This is a genomic window from Sphingobacterium siyangense (assembly GCF_023277505.1).
GTDB lineage: Bacteria > Bacteroidota > Bacteroidia > Sphingobacteriales > Sphingobacteriaceae > Sphingobacterium > Sphingobacterium siyangense.
This window is the reverse complement of sequence record NZ_CP080574.1, coordinates 4113515-4132553: the sequence shown is the minus strand read 5'-3', so window position 1 is coordinate 4132553 and position 19039 is coordinate 4113515. Positions and strand designations below refer to the sequence as shown.

Annotated in this window: 16 protein-coding genes; 8 read left to right on the top strand and 8 right to left on the bottom strand. The window is 39.4% G+C overall.

Annotated elements, in window-relative coordinates; genetic code table 11:
• Positions 1–43: 43 nt before the first annotated feature.
• The 4 genes from K2F45_RS17335 to K2F45_RS17320 form a co-directional block, all read right to left on the bottom strand.
• Positions 44–877 (bottom strand): AMP nucleosidase, encoded by an 834-nt coding sequence (locus tag K2F45_RS17335; RefSeq protein ID WP_075993271.1) that lies wholly within the window; start codon positions 875–877, stop codon positions 44–46.
• 123 nt (positions 878–1000) lie between these two features.
• Positions 1001–2251, bottom strand: a complete 1251-nt coding sequence (clpX, locus tag K2F45_RS17330; protein ID WP_075993270.1) for an ATP-dependent Clp protease ATP-binding subunit ClpX — start codon at positions 2249–2251, stop codon at positions 1001–1003.
• A 2-nt stretch (positions 2252–2253) separates the two neighbouring features.
• A complete protein-coding gene (gene clpP, locus K2F45_RS17325) occupies positions 2254–2955 on the bottom strand; it encodes an ATP-dependent Clp endopeptidase proteolytic subunit ClpP (protein WP_046674530.1) in 702 nt (233 codons plus the stop codon).
• A 169-nt stretch (positions 2956–3124) separates the two neighbouring features.
• On the bottom strand, positions 3125–3586 hold the full coding sequence (locus K2F45_RS17320; protein WP_075993269.1) for a type I restriction enzyme HsdR N-terminal domain-containing protein: 462 nt from the start codon (positions 3584–3586) through the stop codon (positions 3125–3127).
• A 411-nt stretch (positions 3587–3997) separates the two neighbouring features.
• Here K2F45_RS17320 and holA point away from each other — a divergent pair, with 411 nt between their 5' ends.
• From holA to K2F45_RS17290, 6 genes are all read left to right on the top strand, one after another.
• Positions 3998–5005: a DNA polymerase III subunit delta gene (gene holA, locus K2F45_RS17315; protein WP_075993268.1), complete on the top strand. Its 1008-nt coding sequence runs from the start codon at positions 3998–4000 to the stop codon at positions 5003–5005.
• A 170-nt stretch (positions 5006–5175) separates the two neighbouring features.
• Positions 5176–5793, top strand: coding sequence for a TetR/AcrR family transcriptional regulator (locus tag K2F45_RS17310; protein WP_075993267.1), 618 nt, complete (start codon positions 5176–5178; stop codon positions 5791–5793).
• Positions 5783–7093, top strand: a complete 1311-nt coding sequence (locus K2F45_RS17305) for a TolC family protein (RefSeq protein WP_075993266.1) — start codon at positions 5783–5785, stop codon at positions 7091–7093. Before K2F45_RS17310 ends, K2F45_RS17305 begins: the two co-directional genes overlap by 11 nt.
• 14 nt (positions 7094–7107) lie before the next feature.
• Positions 7108–8211: an HlyD family secretion protein gene (locus K2F45_RS17300; protein ID WP_075993265.1), complete on the top strand. Its 1104-nt coding sequence runs from the start codon at positions 7108–7110 to the stop codon at positions 8209–8211.
• A 2-nt stretch (positions 8212–8213) separates the two neighbouring features.
• Positions 8214–9797 carry an MDR family MFS transporter gene (locus tag K2F45_RS17295; RefSeq protein ID WP_075993264.1) on the top strand — a complete coding sequence of 528 codons (1584 nt, stop codon included), beginning with the start codon at positions 8214–8216 and terminating at the stop codon, positions 9795–9797.
• Positions 9798–10138: 341 nt separating this feature from the next.
• A complete protein-coding gene (locus K2F45_RS17290; RefSeq protein WP_248931938.1) occupies positions 10139–11368 on the top strand; it encodes a sterol desaturase family protein in 1230 nt (409 codons plus the stop codon).
• A gap of 70 nt (positions 11369–11438) precedes the next feature.
• On the opposite strand, the gene K2F45_RS17285 is transcribed toward K2F45_RS17290, so the two are convergent.
• From K2F45_RS17285 to K2F45_RS17275, 3 genes are read right to left on the bottom strand one after another with little or no spacing between them, the layout of a single operon-like run.
• Positions 11439–12530, bottom strand: coding sequence for a glycosyltransferase family 4 protein (locus tag K2F45_RS17285; RefSeq protein ID WP_237241719.1), 1092 nt, complete (start codon positions 12528–12530; stop codon positions 11439–11441).
• Between the two features lie 49 nt (positions 12531–12579).
• Positions 12580–13581: a lysylphosphatidylglycerol synthase transmembrane domain-containing protein gene (locus K2F45_RS17280; protein WP_075993263.1), complete on the bottom strand. Its 1002-nt coding sequence runs from the start codon at positions 13579–13581 to the stop codon at positions 12580–12582.
• Positions 13569–14744, bottom strand: a complete 1176-nt coding sequence (locus tag K2F45_RS17275; RefSeq protein ID WP_248931937.1) for a glycosyltransferase family 4 protein — start codon at positions 14742–14744, stop codon at positions 13569–13571. Before K2F45_RS17275 ends, K2F45_RS17280 begins: the two co-directional genes overlap by 13 nt.
• 203 nt (positions 14745–14947) lie before the next feature.
• Here K2F45_RS17275 and K2F45_RS17270 point away from each other — a divergent pair, with 203 nt between their 5' ends.
• Positions 14948–15934 carry an endonuclease/exonuclease/phosphatase family protein gene (locus tag K2F45_RS17270; RefSeq protein ID WP_075993262.1) on the top strand — a complete coding sequence of 329 codons (987 nt, stop codon included), beginning with the start codon at positions 14948–14950 and terminating at the stop codon, positions 15932–15934.
• 129 nt (positions 15935–16063) lie between these two features.
• Here K2F45_RS17270 and K2F45_RS17265 read toward each other — a convergent pair whose 3' ends face one another.
• Positions 16064–17689, bottom strand: a complete 1626-nt coding sequence (locus K2F45_RS17265; protein WP_075993261.1) for an ABC-F family ATP-binding cassette domain-containing protein — start codon at positions 17687–17689, stop codon at positions 16064–16066.
• A 272-nt stretch (positions 17690–17961) separates the two neighbouring features.
• Here K2F45_RS17265 and K2F45_RS17260 point away from each other — a divergent pair, with 272 nt between their 5' ends.
• The gene (locus K2F45_RS17260) at positions 17962–18942 is read left to right on the top strand and encodes a hypothetical protein (RefSeq protein WP_157626140.1); all 981 of its coding nucleotides are present in this window, start codon (positions 17962–17964) and stop codon (positions 18940–18942) included.
• Positions 18943–19039: the final 97 nt, after the last annotated feature.

Sequence of the window (19039 nt, the reverse complement as noted above, 5' to 3'; positions counted from 1 at the left end):
ATTTTCCCGCCAAAGGAAAATATGATGTTGCTTGTATTGTAGCTTAGAATTTAAGGTGCTTCACGGTCAATCCGTTATTGATAAGCTGTTTTAAAGCATCAATACCTATACCGATATGTGCTTCGACATATTTTGCTGTAACTGTTACATCACTGACCGAAGTTTTGACTCCTTCTGGCACCATCGGTTGATCCGAAACGAGCAGTAAAGCACCTGTTGGAATCTTGTTGGCAAATCCCACGCTGAATATCGTTGCGGTTTCCATATCAACGCACATGGCACGGATTGATTTTAAATATTTTTTGAAAGCTTTGTCATGTTCCCAAACCCGTCTATTGGTGGTGTATACCGTTCCAGTCCAGTAATCGCGTTGGTGATCCCGAATTGTAGTGGATATGGCCTTTTGCATGGCGAAGGCTGGTAATGAAGGTACTTCGGGTGGAAAGTAGTCATTCGATGTTCCCTCGCCGCGGATAGCGGCAATTGGAAGAATCAATTCACCTACAGGAATTTTTTTCTTGATACCCCCGGTCTTACCCAAGAATAGAACGGCTTTTGGTGCAATTGCTGATAATAGATCCATAATGGTTGCGGCCATTGGACTTCCCATTCCGAAATTGATAATGGTGATGCCTCCGGCAGTGACGGATTGCATCGGTTTGTCTTCCCCGTAAATAGGCGCATTATCATGCATTTCAGAAAACAGGTGGATATATTTTGAAAAGTTTGTTAAAAGGATATACTCCCCAAACTCTTCCAAAGGCCTTCCCGTATAACGGGGAAGCCAGTTGTTCACGATTTCTTCTTTGGTTTTTAAACCTGGTGTGATCGGACTATTTACGGTATTCTTTGCACTTTTCTTTGTTGTCATAGTCATTAAATTTAATTTCTTGAATCTCTTATCTTCCTGTCAACATTCCGTTATGGCTATGTTATTATTGTAATATAAGATTTTTAATTCTTTTCTAAAAAAAAATCCCGTTCAGCGAACGGGATTTTTTTAAGCGACTTTAAGCTTTTTTAAATCGGACTTTTCGAATTTTTTCTTCGCATAGTCCAAGGTAATTTCTAAGGCTTTCTGTCCCGTTTGCTCTTTTGTTGACGGAATCTCAAACATGGCATCCAGCATAATGGCTTCGCAGATACTGCGGAGGCCACGGGCTCCAAGTTTAAATTCGTCAGCTTTATCAACAATAAACGTATATACGTCAGGATCAAATTTTAGTTCGATACCTTCGTATTCAAACAACTTCTTATATTGTTTTACCAATGCATTTTTTGGTTCAGTCAAAATGCTCAGTAAAGTTTCCTTATCCAATGGATTTAAGTAAGTCAATACAGGAAGACGGCCAATTAACTCTGGAATTAAACCAAAGTTCTTCAAGTCTTGAGGTGTAATATACTTGTACAGATTGTTCAAGTCAATTTCCTCTTCGTCTTCGTTCATTTTATAACCTACTGTTTGCGTGCGCAGACGGTTTGCAATTTTCTTTTGAATACCGTCGAACGCACCACCACAGATAAATAGAATATTACTTGTATTGACTGCGATCATTTTTTGATCCGGGTGTTTACGGCCGCCTTGAGGTGGAACGTTTACAATCGTACCTTCCAGAATCTTCAATAAAGCTTGCTGCACACCTTCACCCGATACATCTCTTGTAATAGACGGATTGTCGCTTTTACGTGCGATTTTATCAATCTCATCGATATAGATAATACCGCGTTCTGCAGAGGCTACATCATAATCTGCTGCTTGCAATAAACGTGTTAATATACTTTCTACGTCTTCCCCTACATACCCTGCTTCTGTCAATACAGTTGCATCCACAATACAGAAGGGGACGTTGAGTATCTTGGCAACAGTTTTTGCCAGCAAGGTTTTACCTGTACCTGTTTCACCAACGATAATCAAATTGGATTTTTCGATTTCAATCTCGTCTTTATCCACTTTCTGATTTAAACGTTTATAGTGATTATAAACTGCTACTGAAATTACTTTTTTCGCATCATCCTGACCGATTACATATTGATCCAGGTGAGTTTTAATCTCCAAAGGACGGATCAACTTTAAAGCAGTCTGTAAAGTTTTACTTTTTCGTTGTTTTAATTCTTCGGCCAAGATTTCGCCTGCCTGCTGGATACATCTGTCACAGATGTGTGCTCCGTTGCCTGCAATAAGCATCTGGGCCTCATTTTTGCTTATGCCACAAAACGAACAGTGAATGTCTCTATCGTTATTCTTTGCCATTGTTATTTAATAATCTCCTTCTTAGGAAGTAAAATCTCGTCAATCATACCGAATTCTTTGGCTTCATTGGCTCTCATCCAGTAATCGCGATCTGAAGATTTTTCTACCCATTCGTAAGTTTGTCCAGAATGATCTGAAATAATGGTGTATAATTCTTCTTTCAATTTCATCATCTCACGTAAGTTGATTTCCATATCGGCGGCAACTCCTTGTGCACCACCGGAAGGTTGGTGAATCATGACGCGTGAGTGACGTAAGGCTGCACGTTTGCCTTTTGCACCAGCAACTAAAAGAACAGCTCCCATAGACGCAGCAATACCTGTACAGATCGTCGCTACATCTGGTGTGATATATTGCATGGTATCATAAATTCCTAGTCCAGCGTATACGCTGCCACCTGGTGAATTGATGTAGATTTGGATATCACGTTGTGCATCGGTAGATTGTAGGAACAAGAGCTGTGCCTGAATAATGTTGGCTACCTGATCATCAATACCGCTGCCTAAAAATATGATACGGTCCATCATCAAACGCGAAAACACATCCATCTGAGCAACGTTCAATTGACGTTCTTCAACGATGTAAGGTGTAAGGTTTGTCGGAATGCTTGTCTCTGTACGAGCAATGAAGCTATCAACATGTTGGCTTCCAATACGGTGATGCTTTACTGCATATTTTCTGAATTCGTTTTTATCTATATTCATCTTTTTATTTTTTCTATTCTGTAGGACTAATATAAAACTATATTTTAAAAATCAAATAAATTGAAAAGATGTTTTACATCTACTTTACATTTTTTCGGTGATCCCCTTTCAAGACTTGGGGGACACTGTATCTCCGGATTAATTCTTTATCTATTTCATGCATAGCTCCTTAGTCAATTTCGTTGTAGTTGGGGAGGTCTTCCAAAAATTCGTAAGACGCGTTGATAAAATCAATTTTACAATAGTAATGATTCATGCCATTGCTCACTAACAGGTATGGGATACGGTGAACCGTATTATAATTTGCAATTTGCTCAAATACTTGTTGTGTGATTTTTATATGTGGCGCTTTAAACTCGGCTAACACGACCTTATGCCCGCTACTGTTGTAAATCAATAAATCACTTCGTTTCTGAAGGTTATTTAATTTCAATCCGCCTTCAATATGCATCAGTGATTTGGGGTAATTTTTCATGAGCGACAAATAATTGATCCAATGTTGTCTAACCCATTCCTCTGGCGTTAATACCAAGTCCTTTTTTCTGAGCTCATCAAAGATGTAAATCGCATTGTTCTTTTTGGATATTTTAGCTTTAAATGGCGGTAAGTTCAGTGGAGTCGGTGAAAACATACACAAATATACTAAAATTTTAGCAAAAGAAATAAATTCGTGAAGTCTGAAATATGGTGTTTTTTTGACTAGTCTGATTTTTTAGGTTGATGAAACCCGAGGTCTGTATTTATGATGCGATTACTTAACGAGATGGTGAAAGCTATGTTGCTGAATGTTCATGGCATTAAATCAATAGTTTAATGTAATCGCGGTGCAGGAGTCAATTATAAAAGCGTAATTTTACGGAGTTTACTCGGTTGAATTGCCATTAAAATCGTAATTTTGCTTCGCATAAAATGCCCATGGTCGAACTCGACAGACATTTTGATATGTGGTGACATGGGGTATTTTAGCCTTCGTAGATAGCTTGGATACCGGAAAGAAATTTGGGCAACTGATCTATTGCGGACGAATAAATAGACTATATATATGAACATCAATCCGATCTTATCCGATATTAAGAACAGGTCTTTTAAACCAGTGTATTTATTGCAAGGGGAGGAGAGTTATTTCATTGATACCATTGCCGACGCTTTGGAAGCAACCGTATTGAATGATGCGCAGAAGGGCTTTGATCAATCGATTTTCTACGGAAAAGATATTGATATGTCTACCGTTGTCAATGCAGCAAAACGGTATCCCATGTTGAGTGATTATCAGGTGATTATTATCAAGGAGGCACAGGAGCTAAAATGGAAATCGGATACGGAAGAACTGTTGACTAAATACCTGGAACATCTTACACCGACAACCATTCTTGTGTTTTGTTTTAAACATGGGAAATTTGACAAACGCAAAAAGATCTATAAAGTCTTTGAAAAAAAAGGGCTAGTTGTTGATGCAGCCAAACTATACGACGATAAGGTGGGCCCTTGGATCGGAGCGTATGTGAAAGACGCCGGCTGGCGCATTCATCCGCAAGCGACGATGATGATTGCGGACTATCTCGGGAATGATCTGTCCAAAGTGTCTAATGAACTTGACAAGCTGATGCTTAATGTTCCAAAGAGTCAAGAGATCAGCATGGAAGATGTTGAACGAAATATTGGTATCTCCAAAGATTATAATGTTTTTGAATTAAATACTGCATTGGCTAAACGTAATGCCCTAAAGGCTTATCAGATCGTTGATTATTTTGTGGCCAACCCCAAAAATAATCCGCTGGTAATGGTCATTGGACAAATTGCCACTTACTTCACGAAGATTCTCAAATACCATTATCTGATCGACAAATCGGTCGCAGCAAAAGAATTAGGGGTACATCCTTTCTTTCTGAAAGAATACGAGCTTGCTGCAAGAAATTACAACCGGCGGAAAACTTTCGATGTGCTCAATGTGTTGAAGGAGACTGATTTAAAATCCAAAGGTGTCAATGTGCCGAGCAATTTCAATAGTGAAGAGATTTTAAAAGAAATGATCTATCGGATACTTAACTAATCCCATCCAAAAGCAAGAACACCAGAAATGGTGTTTTTTTTTACACAAATTTAATAATTAAACACTTGTTTAAATTAAACGTTTGTTTAACTTTGTCGCGCATTTAGCGAGAACGTATTTTATAATCGCTATGAATATGCGATTGTATCTTTAAAAGATCGAGGTTTAAAATGGAATTTAACGAGAAACAGATTGATATTCTGCTTGCAGCAGAGCGTCTTTTTGCAACAAAAGGATTTGATGGGACTTCCGTTCGTGATATCGCCAATGAGGCGAATGTAAATGTTGCGATGATCAACTATTATTTTGGATCAAAGGACAAGCTACTGGATACGTTTTTTGAATGGCGTGTTCCTGATTTTATGATCAACGTGGATGAGTTGGCGCTTGTCGATAATGCGTTGGATAAAATTGACGCTATGGTGGATAAATCGTTTAAGTCCATGAACTCGCATCGTAAACTGTATCATATCATCACCATTGAAAGTTCGTTAAAACAACGCATGCTGATCTCGGAGGCTTTTCGCAAACTCAAGCTGCACAATCTTGAAGTGATATCGTCTGTTATCAATGCAGGGGTAGAACAGGGTGTATTCAAAGCGGGGTATGATCCCATCTTGATCCACTCCATGATGATGGGCGTATTTATGAATTTTCAGATGAATCATTGTTTTTTACAGGATCAGTTGCATATCGATAACGATGAGGACTATGCAAATTATATAGAAACAACTTTAACAGAATTTATACAGAAAACAATTAAAGCTTTATTGACATATGAAAAATAAGTTGGCCAATTTGAGTGCTTTATTGCTTTTAAGTCCTATGGGTCTGTTGGCGCAAGACAACAAGCACATGACTTTGGAAGAGATAATTCACTTGGCCGCAAATCAAAGCGTGGAAGCAAAGTCTACCGATACCAAAGTACTGGGGAGACAGCTCGAAGTTGAAACGGCCAAATCGAAACAGCTTCCTGATGCAAAATTGAGTGGACAATACATGGCTATGACTACTCCAAATGTGAATTTAAAGTTGGCTTTAGGTGAGGGGGGATCTGCTCCGGATATTGCTGCAAACCAATTGTGGTTAGGACAGGCTTCGGTGAGTATGCCAATCTATACAGGTGGACGTATTAAAGGCGGTATTGATATTGCAAAAGATGCATTAAAAGCTGAGGAATACAACGCTGTAGCAAGTAAAGAACAACTGGCTATACGTGCAGTGAATCTTTATTTAAGTCTTTATAAGGCTCAGCAAACCAACTTGTTGATTGCTGAAAATATCAAACAGTCGGAGCAGCGTGTTTCGGATTTTAAAGCGATGTTGGACAATGGTTTGATCGCGCGTAACGACCTGTTAAAAGCAGAATTGCAGCTTTCAAATTATCAGGTTTCGCTTCAGGAGGCGCAGAAAAATATCAAGGTGCTGAACTATCAATTGGCTAATTTTTTGAAAATTGATGAGGATACACAGTTGGATCAGATCAATCTTGCTGAGGTGAACGGTGTTGATTTGGGGTTAAAAGCATCTTATGACGCTGCGAAAACCTCGCGTTCTGATGTGAAATCTTTGGAGTCTCAACGTTTGGTTGCAGAAGACCAGTTGAAGGTAACAAAAGCATCCACATTGCCACAGGTTTCTGCAACGGCAGGTTACAATGCTTTTGGTTTGCAAAAAGTGGTTACTGTAACAAATGCGGCCATGGTGGGTGTAGGTGTATCCTACGACATCGGTTCACTTTATAAAAACAAAAGAGAAGTGAATGTTGCGAAAAATCGTATAAAAGAAATTGATGAGCACATTGAATTATTAAATGATAAGGTGAAAGTTCAGGTTCAACAGGCCAATGAAAACTATATGCTGGCACAAAAGCAGGATGTGGTTTACCATCAGGCGGTGGATCAGGCAGTTGAAAATTATCGTATTACAAAAGATAAGTACGATAATGGTATCGCGGATACGGACGATTTGTTAACGGCCGACGTACAGCAGCTTCAAAGCAAGATCAATCTTGCGATCAGCAAAGCAAATACCATTGAAAAATATTACGACCTGCTGTTAGCAAATGGGTCTTTAAACATTAAATAGCAATTAATCTAGACATGGAAAATACAGTAGAAAACGCACCTGAAAAGAAAGGTACAAATAAAAAATTCACAATTATTTTGGCAGCATTGGTCATCTTCGGAGGAGCCTATGGTGCTTATAAATATATGCATGGTCAGGCGCATGAAACGACAGACGATGCGCAGGTAGAGAAAAACATGAGTCCGATCATTCCACGCGTTGGTGGGTTTATCTCGAAAGTGTACGTAAAAGATAATGATTTGGTTAAAAAAGGGGATACGTTGTTCACCATTGAGAGCCAAGATTATCAGGTTCGTGTGGATGAAGCGCTAGCAGCCTTGGCAGCAGCTCAAAGTAGCTTTGATGTTTCAAAGGCAGATGTATCTGCATCTTCGGCGAATGTAGCTATTTCGGATGCAACGATCCAATCTAATTTGGGTAGCATCGATGCAGCACGCATTCGTGCTAAGCAAGCGAATAATGATTATATCCGCTACCAAAACTTATACAACAATCAGTCAATTACGAAACAACAGTATGAGCAGGCATTGACAGCGAAACTGGAAGCTGACAAGCAGGTTGAAATTTTGCAACAACAACGTAACGCCAGTGCTTCACAACGTAATGCAATCGTGAGTAAGACTACAGTAGCTTCAAAGCAAACTTCTGTTGCTGAGGCAAATATAAAAAGAGCGAATGCGCAACTTGAAGCGGCTAAATTGAACCTTTCTTATACTGCAGTACTTGCTTCTGTGGATGGTCAGGTATCGAATATCAAGGTACAACCAGGGCAGATGGTCAATCCAGGTCAATCTTTGTTCTACATTGTAGATAATATTGAAACTTGGGTCGTTGCTAACTTTAAGGAGACGCAATTGGAAAAAATAAAACCTGGACAAAAAGTCGGTATTAAAGTGGATGCTTATCCTGCTATTGAGTTTGAAGGAGAGGTAAACTCTTTCTCGCCAGCCACTGGTTCACGTTTCTCTTTATTGCCTCCAGATAATGCAACGGGTAACTTTGTAAAGACGGTTCAGCGTTTACCCGTAAAGATCAAATTGACAAAAGACAATAAAGCAGAAAATGTGGCTTTGCTCAGACCGGGGATGAATGCTGACGTAGATGTGCATGTTAAATAACTATGGAAAATTTAAATCAACAAGATAGTCTGGTTGAATATGGTTTTCGTCGCGTTGTAATCACGATTACAGCGGTGCTTTGTGCGCTGTTGGAAATTGTAGATACAACGATTGTCAATGTGGCCCTGAACGATATGAAAGGTTCACTGGGGGCGACGCTGACGGATGTCGCATGGGTGATTACGGCTTACGCAATCGCTAACGTCATTGTGATTCCGATGACAAGCTGGTTGTCCCAACAGTTTGGGCGTAGAAATTACTTTGCGGCTTCTATTATCATATTCACAGTATCTTCATTTTTATGCGGTAATGCAACCAATATGTGGGAGCTTGTTGCATTTCGCTTTATACAAGGGATGGGTGGGGGAGCCTTACTGGTTACAGCCCAGACTATTATCACGGAAAGTTATCCCAAAGAAAAACGTAGTATGGCCCAAGCTATCTACGGGATGGGTGTTATTGTTGGTCCTACATTAGGGCCACCGTTGGGTGGGTACATCATCGATAACTTCTCTTGGCCTTATATATTTTATATCAATGTGCCGCTTGGCATTATTGCGACCTTGTTGACCTTATCTTTTGTACGCAGTCCTAAATACAGTCAAAAGCAGTCTGCTAAGGAAGTGGATTGGTTCGGTATGATATTTTTGATCATGTTTATTGGTTCACTTCAGTTTGTATTGGAACACGGACAACAGGATGACTGGTTTGACGATCCTTTGATTTTAGGTTTATCGATTTTGTCTGTCTTTGGATTGCTGTTTTTTATATGGCGGGAGTTGGTGTACGATAAACCGATTGTTAATCTGCGTGTATTGAAGGATAAGAATTTACAGGTGGGTGTGGTGATGAGCTTTATTCTTGGTTTTGGCTTGTTCGGATCGACGTTTATTATTCCAATCTATACGCAGTCGATATTGGGATGGACGGCAACAGATGCGGGTTTGCTCTTGTTACCGAGTTCGATTATGACCGGTATCATGATGCCTTTTATCGGTAAGATGATCCAAAATGGTGTTCCTCAGAAGTATATGGTTGCTTTAGGGCTATGTATCTTTTTTGGCTTTTGTTTTTGGATGTATAGCCTCATGACAAACGATACAGGTTCGGAGCATATGTTTTGGCCATTGATTCTCCGCGGAGTTGGCCTAGGATTGTTGTTTGTGCCTGTTATGACACTGTCTTTATCAACATTACATGGTAAGTCAATCGGTGAAGGAGCTGCTTTTACAGGGATGATGCGTCAATTGGGTGGTTCATTTGGAATTGCTTTGATTACGACATTTATCGCCCGTGATAGCCAAAAACACCGTGTTGATCTGGTAGCTAATTTAGATCCAAGTAAGTTTGATGTGCAACAAAGGGTGCAGCAATTGCAAATGAGTTTTCAGGCGAAAGGTTTTTCACCTAATGAGGCTTTGGCCAAAGCGCATCAAATATTGGACTTGAGTGTGATGAAACAAGCAACAGTGCTATCTTACATGGATGTGTTCCTGTACCTCGGGGTTGTCTTTCTGATTTGTGTCCCTTTTGTATTGATGATCAAACAGGGGAAAACACAGATCGATATGTCCAGTGTACATTAATATTGGATTCGTCTGCTGCGCTGTTATTATAGTGCACCATCAGTGAAGAATAATTTATCGTTCAATCAGAAGTCCTCAAAAGTGTTTAACTTTTTGAGGACTTTTTTTGTGCACGTTCTTTTGTGGTAGAAAATCACGTTGAGTTGGCGTTTCTTTTTGAGTTGGCGTTTGTTATTGTAGGGGCGTTAGAAAGCATACATTTTTGTCCATTGAAAAACCTGATTTAAAATTGATTGTTTAATAATAAAGAGTTTGGAAGAATTGATCTTTTGGCATCAGAAAAGACGGTTCTTGTTGAATTGCGATTAAGGTAGATTTTTTGTCTTCAAAATAGCGACTGCATGTATACAGAAAAACTTAATTTTTTGGCGTTTATCATTCCCTTATTTTTAATCTTGATGGTGTTGGAATATTGGTATAGCCTCAAAAAACAGAAACGTTTTTATTCTTTTGATGAATCGATCTCAAATCTCAATGTTGGTATCGTCGAGCGTATGTGTGATATGTTTTCTGTTAGTTTATTTTACTTTTTTTTCGTTTGGGTGTATCAAAACTTTGCGATATTTCACATTGAAGCGAATGTTTGGACCTGGGTTATACTTTTTCTATTTACAGATTTTCTCTGGTATTGGTATCATCGCTATAGCCATGAAATAAACTTGTTGTGGGCAGCTCATGTTGTACATCACCAAAGTGAAGATTATAACTTTACCGTAGCAGCCCGGATCACCATATTTCAAGCCGTTTTCCGTTCGTTATTTTGGGCTTTTATTCCTCTTTTGGGATTCCCTCCCTTTATGATGACCACTATTTTGTTGATCCATGGCGTATATCCATTTTTCTCCCATACGCAGACGGTAGGAAATTTGGGGATTTTGGAGCGCGTATTTGTAACGCCATCTCACCACCGGGTGCATCATAGCAGCAATGAAATCTATTTGGATAAAAATTATGGAGATATCCTGATTATTTGGGACAAGCTATTCGGAACATTTATCCCGGAGCAAAAAGAAGAACCTTGTGTTTATGGACTCACAAAACCCATTCATCGCTACACTTTTCTATGGCAGCATTTTCATTATTTATTTGAAATTGGTTTATCATTTAAGCGGGCCGAAGGATTTAAAAACAAAATGCGGACTATATTCGGTAGGCCTGACGATATACAGCCTGAAATTCGAGAAGAACTGGAAGAGCGCATATTTGCAGGAGCAAGGCCACAAGTTCATGCACAGGTGTTAAGCCGCTATATCTTTTTTCAGTCCATGCTGACGATGCTCTTGCTTTTCTTTTTTTTGCTTTATGGTAATTATCAGCAACTCATACAACTCCTTATTGGCGGAGGATTTATTCTCTGTAGCGTCATTTGTATTGGGGGGCTTCTAGAACATGAAGACTGGGTTTTTCCACTTGAGATGCTTCGGCTATTCTTATTACTACTGTATATCAGTCTAACTTTTTATTCACCATTGGGGCTTGTTTTGGTAGGATGTTTCGCTTTGATTCAATTGATTTCTTATAAAACGTTAGCAGGTCACTATAAAAAAATTTTGCGTCTTGAAAGATGTTGAAAATTGCTTTCTGGAGAGCCATTCCCTCTGAATGATAGATGCGGTCAAATTTATGAAGTGTTACGGTCAATTATTGGTCTGCTGCTGTAATTAAGTCTGCAAATGATTGACAATAGGATCTGGCCATAATATCCCAGCTATATTGTTTTAGGGTATTTTGTTTAAATTGTAGGCTCAGGCTTTTATAATGGACTGGATTTGCTAAAATGGCTTGAAGTTGTTCGATCCATGCATTTTGGTTTTTGCTTGCCAGGAGCAGGCCATTGCAATGATGTGTCACGGCGCTTGTAATTCCTTCTAATTCGGCGGCCACAACAATGGTGCCTGCTGTGGAAGCCTCCAAACAGACGAGCCCAAAGCCTTCCATATCTCCGGGCACTTCAATATTGGGCATTAAGAAGGCCTGTGCGTTGGCCAAGAGGCTTTGCAGTTGTTCGAATGGGACTTTTCCAAGATGCTCAATTTTTTCGGGGTACGCTTTCAGTAATTTTCTGATCTCCCTCTGATCGGTCGGAAATCCGAGGAATAAGGTGATTAAATGATTTATCTTTTTGGGTATAAGCTGCAATAGGCGTTCTTTCCATGTAGGTTCGTGATCGAATGGACCGACCATCAGTAATTTGAAATCACCCTGAATAGCGGGAATGACATGTTTCATCAACCACGAAAAGCCCTTCCGTTTAACAGGGCGTCCCAAAGTGATAAAATAGGGCTTGCTTTCGCAGGCTGGTTCATTGTTTTCAGTGGAGTGGTTTATCGGATCTACACCGTTGGGTATAACAATAATTTTGGATGGATCGATACCACGTAACTGGGCGGCGTCGGCGGTAGCTTGGCTAACCGCAATAAGCTGATCAAATGTATTAAACCGCGGTATGATCTTACGTTGAAAATAGCGAAAGGGAAATACGATATCCAGTCCGTGAAGCGTGGCAACACGTTTTAAATGGGGGTATCCTTTGTGAAAAGAGGCTAAAGATGCAATTAATCCATCATTAAAGTGAATAACCTTGATGCCGGGGTTATCGTTAATTTTGGCGAGAATTCGGCGATTCAGTTGAAAGAAGAAGGCTAAAAGAGGTTCCTTGTTGTCATAGACTAAGGTGTGTACCTTCAAGTAAAGAGCCGCAGTATTGATCAGTTCAAAGCTTTGTTTTTCCATACCGCCAACACTTGGGGGATATTTGTGGCTGACAAATAGTATTTCTATTTCAGATGGATACATGTACTGGTTTCCTTTTGATGCATAGATAAAATATAAAACCCAACGCTACCCAGGTGAGCTGTCGGCCGCGACGTAATAATGATGCACTGAGCCAAATACTACCCCCAGTAATACCGATCAAATGGAGTAGGAGCCTATTGGCGATTTCTTCAATACCCAGTTGCCCTGGAATAAAAGCACCGATGCTTTTCAGCACAATGACACTCATATCTACTATTAAACCATGTATTGGTTGTACTGCAACACCCAAAAATTTTAGAATATAATAGAATTCAAGGCTGCCAATAATCCAATGTAGTGCAAAAAGTAAGTAAGAATACCAAAAAACCTTATTTTGATGCCGATAAAAGTCTTTTACGTTCCAAAGTAGTGACTGAAAATGCGCTTTTGCTTTTCCAAAAAGTGTCGCTGTTGAAGCCTTGGTTTGCGAGGGACTTTTTGCAACCATTAACCAATAAAGTATCAGGATCATCAAAAGGAACAAAAATAGACTGATCATATATATTACCGGGCCGGCGTAGCGTATAATTTCATTTTTTAAAGGAGAAAATACCAACCAAAGCATAGCAATCAAAAAGAGTGTCAATTGAGAAAGTACGGCGGTAATACGGGATATTGCAACTGAGTTCAATCCTTCTTTTAAGGGAATGTCATAACGGGTTATCAATTGTGCCTTTAATAAATCACCACCTATAATGCTTGTAGGGTTGAATAGTCCAATGGTTTCCCCGATTTGACGGATGGCAAAGAGTTCGATCAGATTGACCTTCTTTTTTGCGGAGCCCAAGCATATCCACCAAGCTAATGTGCCTACAAAATAAGCCGCGAAAGTCGTAAACAAAATAACTATGAAGCGATAACCAACTGAGGAGAGCTCTTTTTTCAAGGCATTTAAGTCGCTTTTCGCTAAAAAGACAGTGATGGACGCCAGAATCAAAAATAGAAAAATACCTTTGATGAGTTGGCTTGGGTTTGTTAGTTTGCCCATGCCAAATCGACTTCCTGTGTTTTGTCAATCAATAGTTCAATGTCATCAAAATAGCACCCAGATAGTCTATTCCAATCCAGTTGTCCGACATAGGATAGACCTTCATTGATGAGATTCTTTTTTAAGCTCACGTCAGAGAGAATTTTTTTGAGGTAGTAAACATATCCAGCTGCATTTTCAGGTTGGCACTTAAATCCATTTTTCCCATGCTGAATCAAGGAAGCCGAACCCCCACCATCGGCGATAACACAAGGAAGTCCAGATGCCAATGCTTCGACAACGACATTTCCGTACGTTTCTGAGACCGACGGAAAAACAAAGGCATCTGCCGAAGCATATAGAATTGCAAGCTCATCATGGCTTTTCTTTCCTAAGAAAATGGCATTGGGCATCTCTTGCATTGCAATTATTTTGGCTGTTCCTTCACCGACCACAATGAAATTATAGTCAAGATTCTGAGCCTGTATCTGTTGATAGATTTCAATAAGCGTTTTAATATTTTTTTCCCAGACGATACGACTGACAAAGAGGATTGTTGGTTTGTCATTCTTTGTGATAGTCTGCAGCTGAGATAGATTCTTTTTATTGGGATTAAACAAGGCTGTGTCTATTCCTCTTTGCCACAGTTTTAATCCTTCTTGTTGTAAGCCGATCTGCTGTAATTCGTTTAGAATAGATTTGGTGGGTACATAGACAATATCACATTTGTTATAAAAGTTATTCATTGCTTTTTTCATCCATTGTTCAGTTGGCTTGACCAAGGGTAGTATGTTTTTGAAGTAATAGGCAATGTATGAAATGAAGTGTGTATGATAGATCGTAAGGACAGGAATACCTTTCCGTTTGGCATAATTTAATGCAAAAAAACCTAAAAGGGAAGGCGTAGCAATGTGGATCATGTCGGGAGCAAATTTATCTAAGGCGAGCTCAAGTTTCTTTTTAATAAGCTGTGGAATAGCGAGACAATAATCGTCGTTAACCGGTATTTTGAATGTGGGCACCTTGTAAGAATGAAAATTGCGGAATTGCGTAGGGCCGCCACCATAAATAAAAAAATAGTTGAATTTCTGCTGGTCTATACGGTTTATTAGCTGAAACATTGTCCGTGATGCACCGTCGAAATCCTCGACGAGTATCTCTGTAAAGAAGGCTACCTTTCTCATTTTATTCTTATTAGGGGTTGTATAAAAATAGCTGAAAGCTGTAACTCCTATGCTATGCAGGTATTAACCTTTTGTCATTATAGTGTTTATAAATTATTAGTTTTTAATAATTTGTGCATAATTATTAAAAATAGAATTAATTGAATATGATAATAGAGCTAATGTTGGCGCAGTAGCTTTGGAGTGAACGAAATATTCAGTCCATGCTATTAGATCTATTGTTCGAAAAAAAAATTAGACCTAAGGGTTTTCGAAAGATTGTCATCCTATTTATTTGTGCGTCTGCCGGTGTTATGTTGGGTTTTAAGTTGAGGCCAAGACAACAGCCAAAGCTCAGTAATGCTGTGTATGCAGCTATGCCGGAAGCGACTTACGGAAAGCTAAATTTGTTAACGTACAATATAGCTGGCCTTCCTGAATGGATTTCCAGTGCTGTAACCGAGCGGTCTTCCAGTATTACGTCGATCGGCAATCGGATCAATGGATTTGATATTGTCAATGTACAGGAAGATTTTAACTACAACAAGTTCCTCTACAGCGAAAATAAGCATAGTTACCGAACGGCAAATATGGGTGGGGTACCTTTTGGGGACGGGCTGAGTACACTTTCAAAATATCCTATTGTTGAGTTTGAGCGGGTAGGCTGGACTGATTGCAATGGTGCAGATTGTCTGACTCCTAAAGGCTTTTCTTATGCTCGAATTCAATTGGCCAAAGAGGTATTTATTGATGTTTATAATGTACATGCGACTGCTCAGGACGATCCGAATGCAACGACTGCCCGGCAGAAGAATATAAATCAGCTAAAAGCCTATATTAAAAAGTATTCGGCTGACAGACCACTTTTGATTATGGGCGACTTTAATGCACATTACGCTTACGAGCTGGATAACATCGGTTCTTTTCAGAAGGACTTAGGTTTGGTAGATGCATGGGTAAGTTTACGCAACAAAGGTAATATTCCTGGGCATAAAGTGAATTTTGAAGCGAAAACAGCATTGGAGCTGACAGAGGATTGCGAAGGTATTGATAAAATTTACTATCGCAATAACCATCATTTGCTATTTGAGGCAAAGAATTATCAGGTTCAAAAAAAGCTTTTTCAAAACGAAAAGGGACAGGATTTATCCGACCATTGTGCGGTGTCCTTACAATTAGGTTGGCGTGTTGTCAAACCTTCGGTTCAGTAAAGTAAAACTTTCTCAATTCTTTCATATCAATCGCGATTAGCACTGAACCCCTCAGTGCTTTTTTGTTGCACATCAAAAAAGCCCCATAAAATGAATTATGGAGCCTTTATTAAATTGGGATAAATTATCTTATTTATACATTTCTTCACGTTGTGCTTTCACCACATCGCTATTAATGTATTCATCGTAAGTCATCAATTTGTCGATGATACCTTTCGGAGTCAATTCGATGATTCTATTTGCAACAGTTTCAGTCAATTCGTGGTCACGGGATGTGAACAACATTGATCCTTTAAAATCAGACATTCCATTGTTCAATGCAGTGATAGATTCCAAATCCAAGTGGTTGGTTGGTTCATCAAAGATGAGGAAGTTGGCGCCTTGAAGCATCATACGAGAAAACATACAACGCATTTTTTCTCCTCCTGAAAGCACAGATACTTTCTTCATAACTTCTTCACCAGAGAACAACATTTTCCCTAGAAATCCGCGTATAAATTGTTCGTCCGCCTCCGGGTTAGTCGTATAGTTTCTCAACCAGTCCACTAAATTCTCATTTTTTCCTTCGAAGAATGCGGCATTTTCAATCGGCATATCGGCAGGAGTGATGGTAACGCCCCATTTGAATTCGCCACCGAAATCGGTGTCTCTACCAGTTATAATATCATAAAATGCTGTGGTTACCAATGAATTTGGACCTAGAACAGCGATTTTATCGCCTTTATTAATCATAAAGGTAATATCCTTAAAGAATACCTCGCCATTGACCGTTTTGCTTAAGCCTTCAACTTGTAGCGTTTGATCTCCTGGTTCACGATTCATGGTATTGAACATGATGGCAGGATATTTACGGTTGGACGGTTTAATCTCGTCAATATTAATCTTATCCAATGCTTTCTTACGAGAAGTAGCTTGTTTGGATTTGGAAGCGTTGGCAGAGAAGCGACGGATAAACTCCTGAAGTTCTTTTACTTTATCTTCCATTTTCTTGTTTTGATCAGAACGTTGCTTTAACGCTAATTGAGAAGATTCGTACCAGAACGAGTAGTTACCCGTATAGATTGTCATCTTACCAAAATCAATATCCACCGTATGCGTACATACAGCATCCAGGAAGTGACGGTCGTGGGATACAACTAAGACGATTGCCTCGTAACTTGCTAAAAAATCCTCTAACCATGCGATGGTATTAATATCCAAATCATTGGTAGGCTCATCGAGAATCAAAATATCTGGTTTGCCAAATAATGCTTGCGCTAAGAGTACGCGGACTTTTTGGTTACCGTCAATTTCAGAAACTAACTTATAATGTAGTTCTTCTTTAATGCCCAAACTGCTCAATAAAGTTGCGGCATTAGATTCGGCATTCCATCCATCCATTTCAGCAAAAAGACTTTCCAGTTCGCCGGCGCGTTCGCCGTCGGCATCAGAGAAATCCTCTTTCATGTAAATGGCATCTTTCTCTTTCATGATTTTGTAAAGCTCTTGGTTACCCATCATGACGGTTTCAAGAACAGTAAACTCATCGAAAGCATAGTGATCCTGACTTAAAACCGACATGCGTTCGCCTGGCGTGAATGCCACTGAACCTGTCGAAGGATCAACTTCCCCTGAGATAATTTTTAAGAAAGTAGATTTACCTGCTCCATTAGCGCCAATAATACCGTAACAGTTTCCAGGTGTGAATTTTAGATTGACATCTTCGAATAGTACACGTTTACCAAAACGAAGGGAGAGATTTGACACATTAATCATGCTGCAAAGATACGTTTTAATATTGTATTTTTAACTATTTGCGGTGATCAGTTTCTAGAGAAATTGAGGAGAGCAATGTTGGGGAAATCCACTGTTTTTAGCTTCTTTGGCAAACCTGTATGCTCTGAAATTTCAATGGATGGAGAGGATCTTTGAAATGAAGCGTGAAATCCAGCAATGTGTGCAAATTATGAATTAATAAATTATAAATATTGTGCTGGTGATTTAAATTGGCTTCTTTTTTGTGGACAAGAGCTGAAATGAAATCAATTATGAAAAGAAATAGAATAACGGGTGTCGTTATACTTGCAGTTGCTTTTTTATTTAATATCCAAGGAGCCTCGGCTCAATTTGGAGGGCTATTGGATAAGGCAAGCAAAGCCGTTGCTTCCAAGGGAAGCAAGGTACTTGGGCTGGATAAACTTTTAAAAGAGCCCGAAGCGATTAGTACAAGTTTTGAAGATGTAAATAGGAAGGGGGAGCAAATGCCCGATTTTCAAAATACGGCTGTTTATAAACCTTTAGAAAATTTGCAAAAGAATGGCAATGATGGTTACTTATTGGAGGCTGGACATTTTGAAATGACCAATAAGAGCTATTGCTTGAAAGCGGGTACCTATGCGCCTTCGAAAGGTGATGGATATATGTATGCACCTACATTGGGCAAGAAGAGAGACGTGGTCATTGCAATTTTGAAAAGCGCTGAAAAGCACCCTGAAGTTGCACAATCAGACATACAGATGCTATTGTGGACGATCATTGCGAAGACAAAATTTATTGATTATTCGGGTCCGGTGAAAGAAACAGCTTTAAAATTGCTTACAGCTGAACAAATTTTACATTTGGAAGGTGGTGCACTCGGCGTTTTGCCATTTGACGTTGTCCAAAAGGCAAAAGACCAAATGCCACCGGCAGTACAGACAATCTTTGAAGCAGAAAATAATATTCGGCAGCTCGTTTCCTCAGGAAACTATTCGTACGCTGATTTTGAACAATATGCGATCTTAGCTGGTATGGCTGAGCCTCGTACGGACGTGCCAAGTGGTATTTGGACGCTTCATCCTGATGGTTATTATGTTCGTTATTATCCAAGTGGTTATGCGGTTACCAAAGTTCAGGTGTATGTCCCTCAAGAATTGATTACAAAATTGAATGGTAAGAAGCTTGTATACGATGCAACAGATGATATTGCCTGTCCGGCAAATACGGGGTCGCAACGATTAGCACAAACGAATGAACCGATTCGTGATTAATATGTTGATTCATTGAAAGTTTGATGGGAAGTGAAGGGGATGTGGAAGGAAATTTAATGAATAAGGGAGATCTACTGATCTCCCTTATTCATTAAAT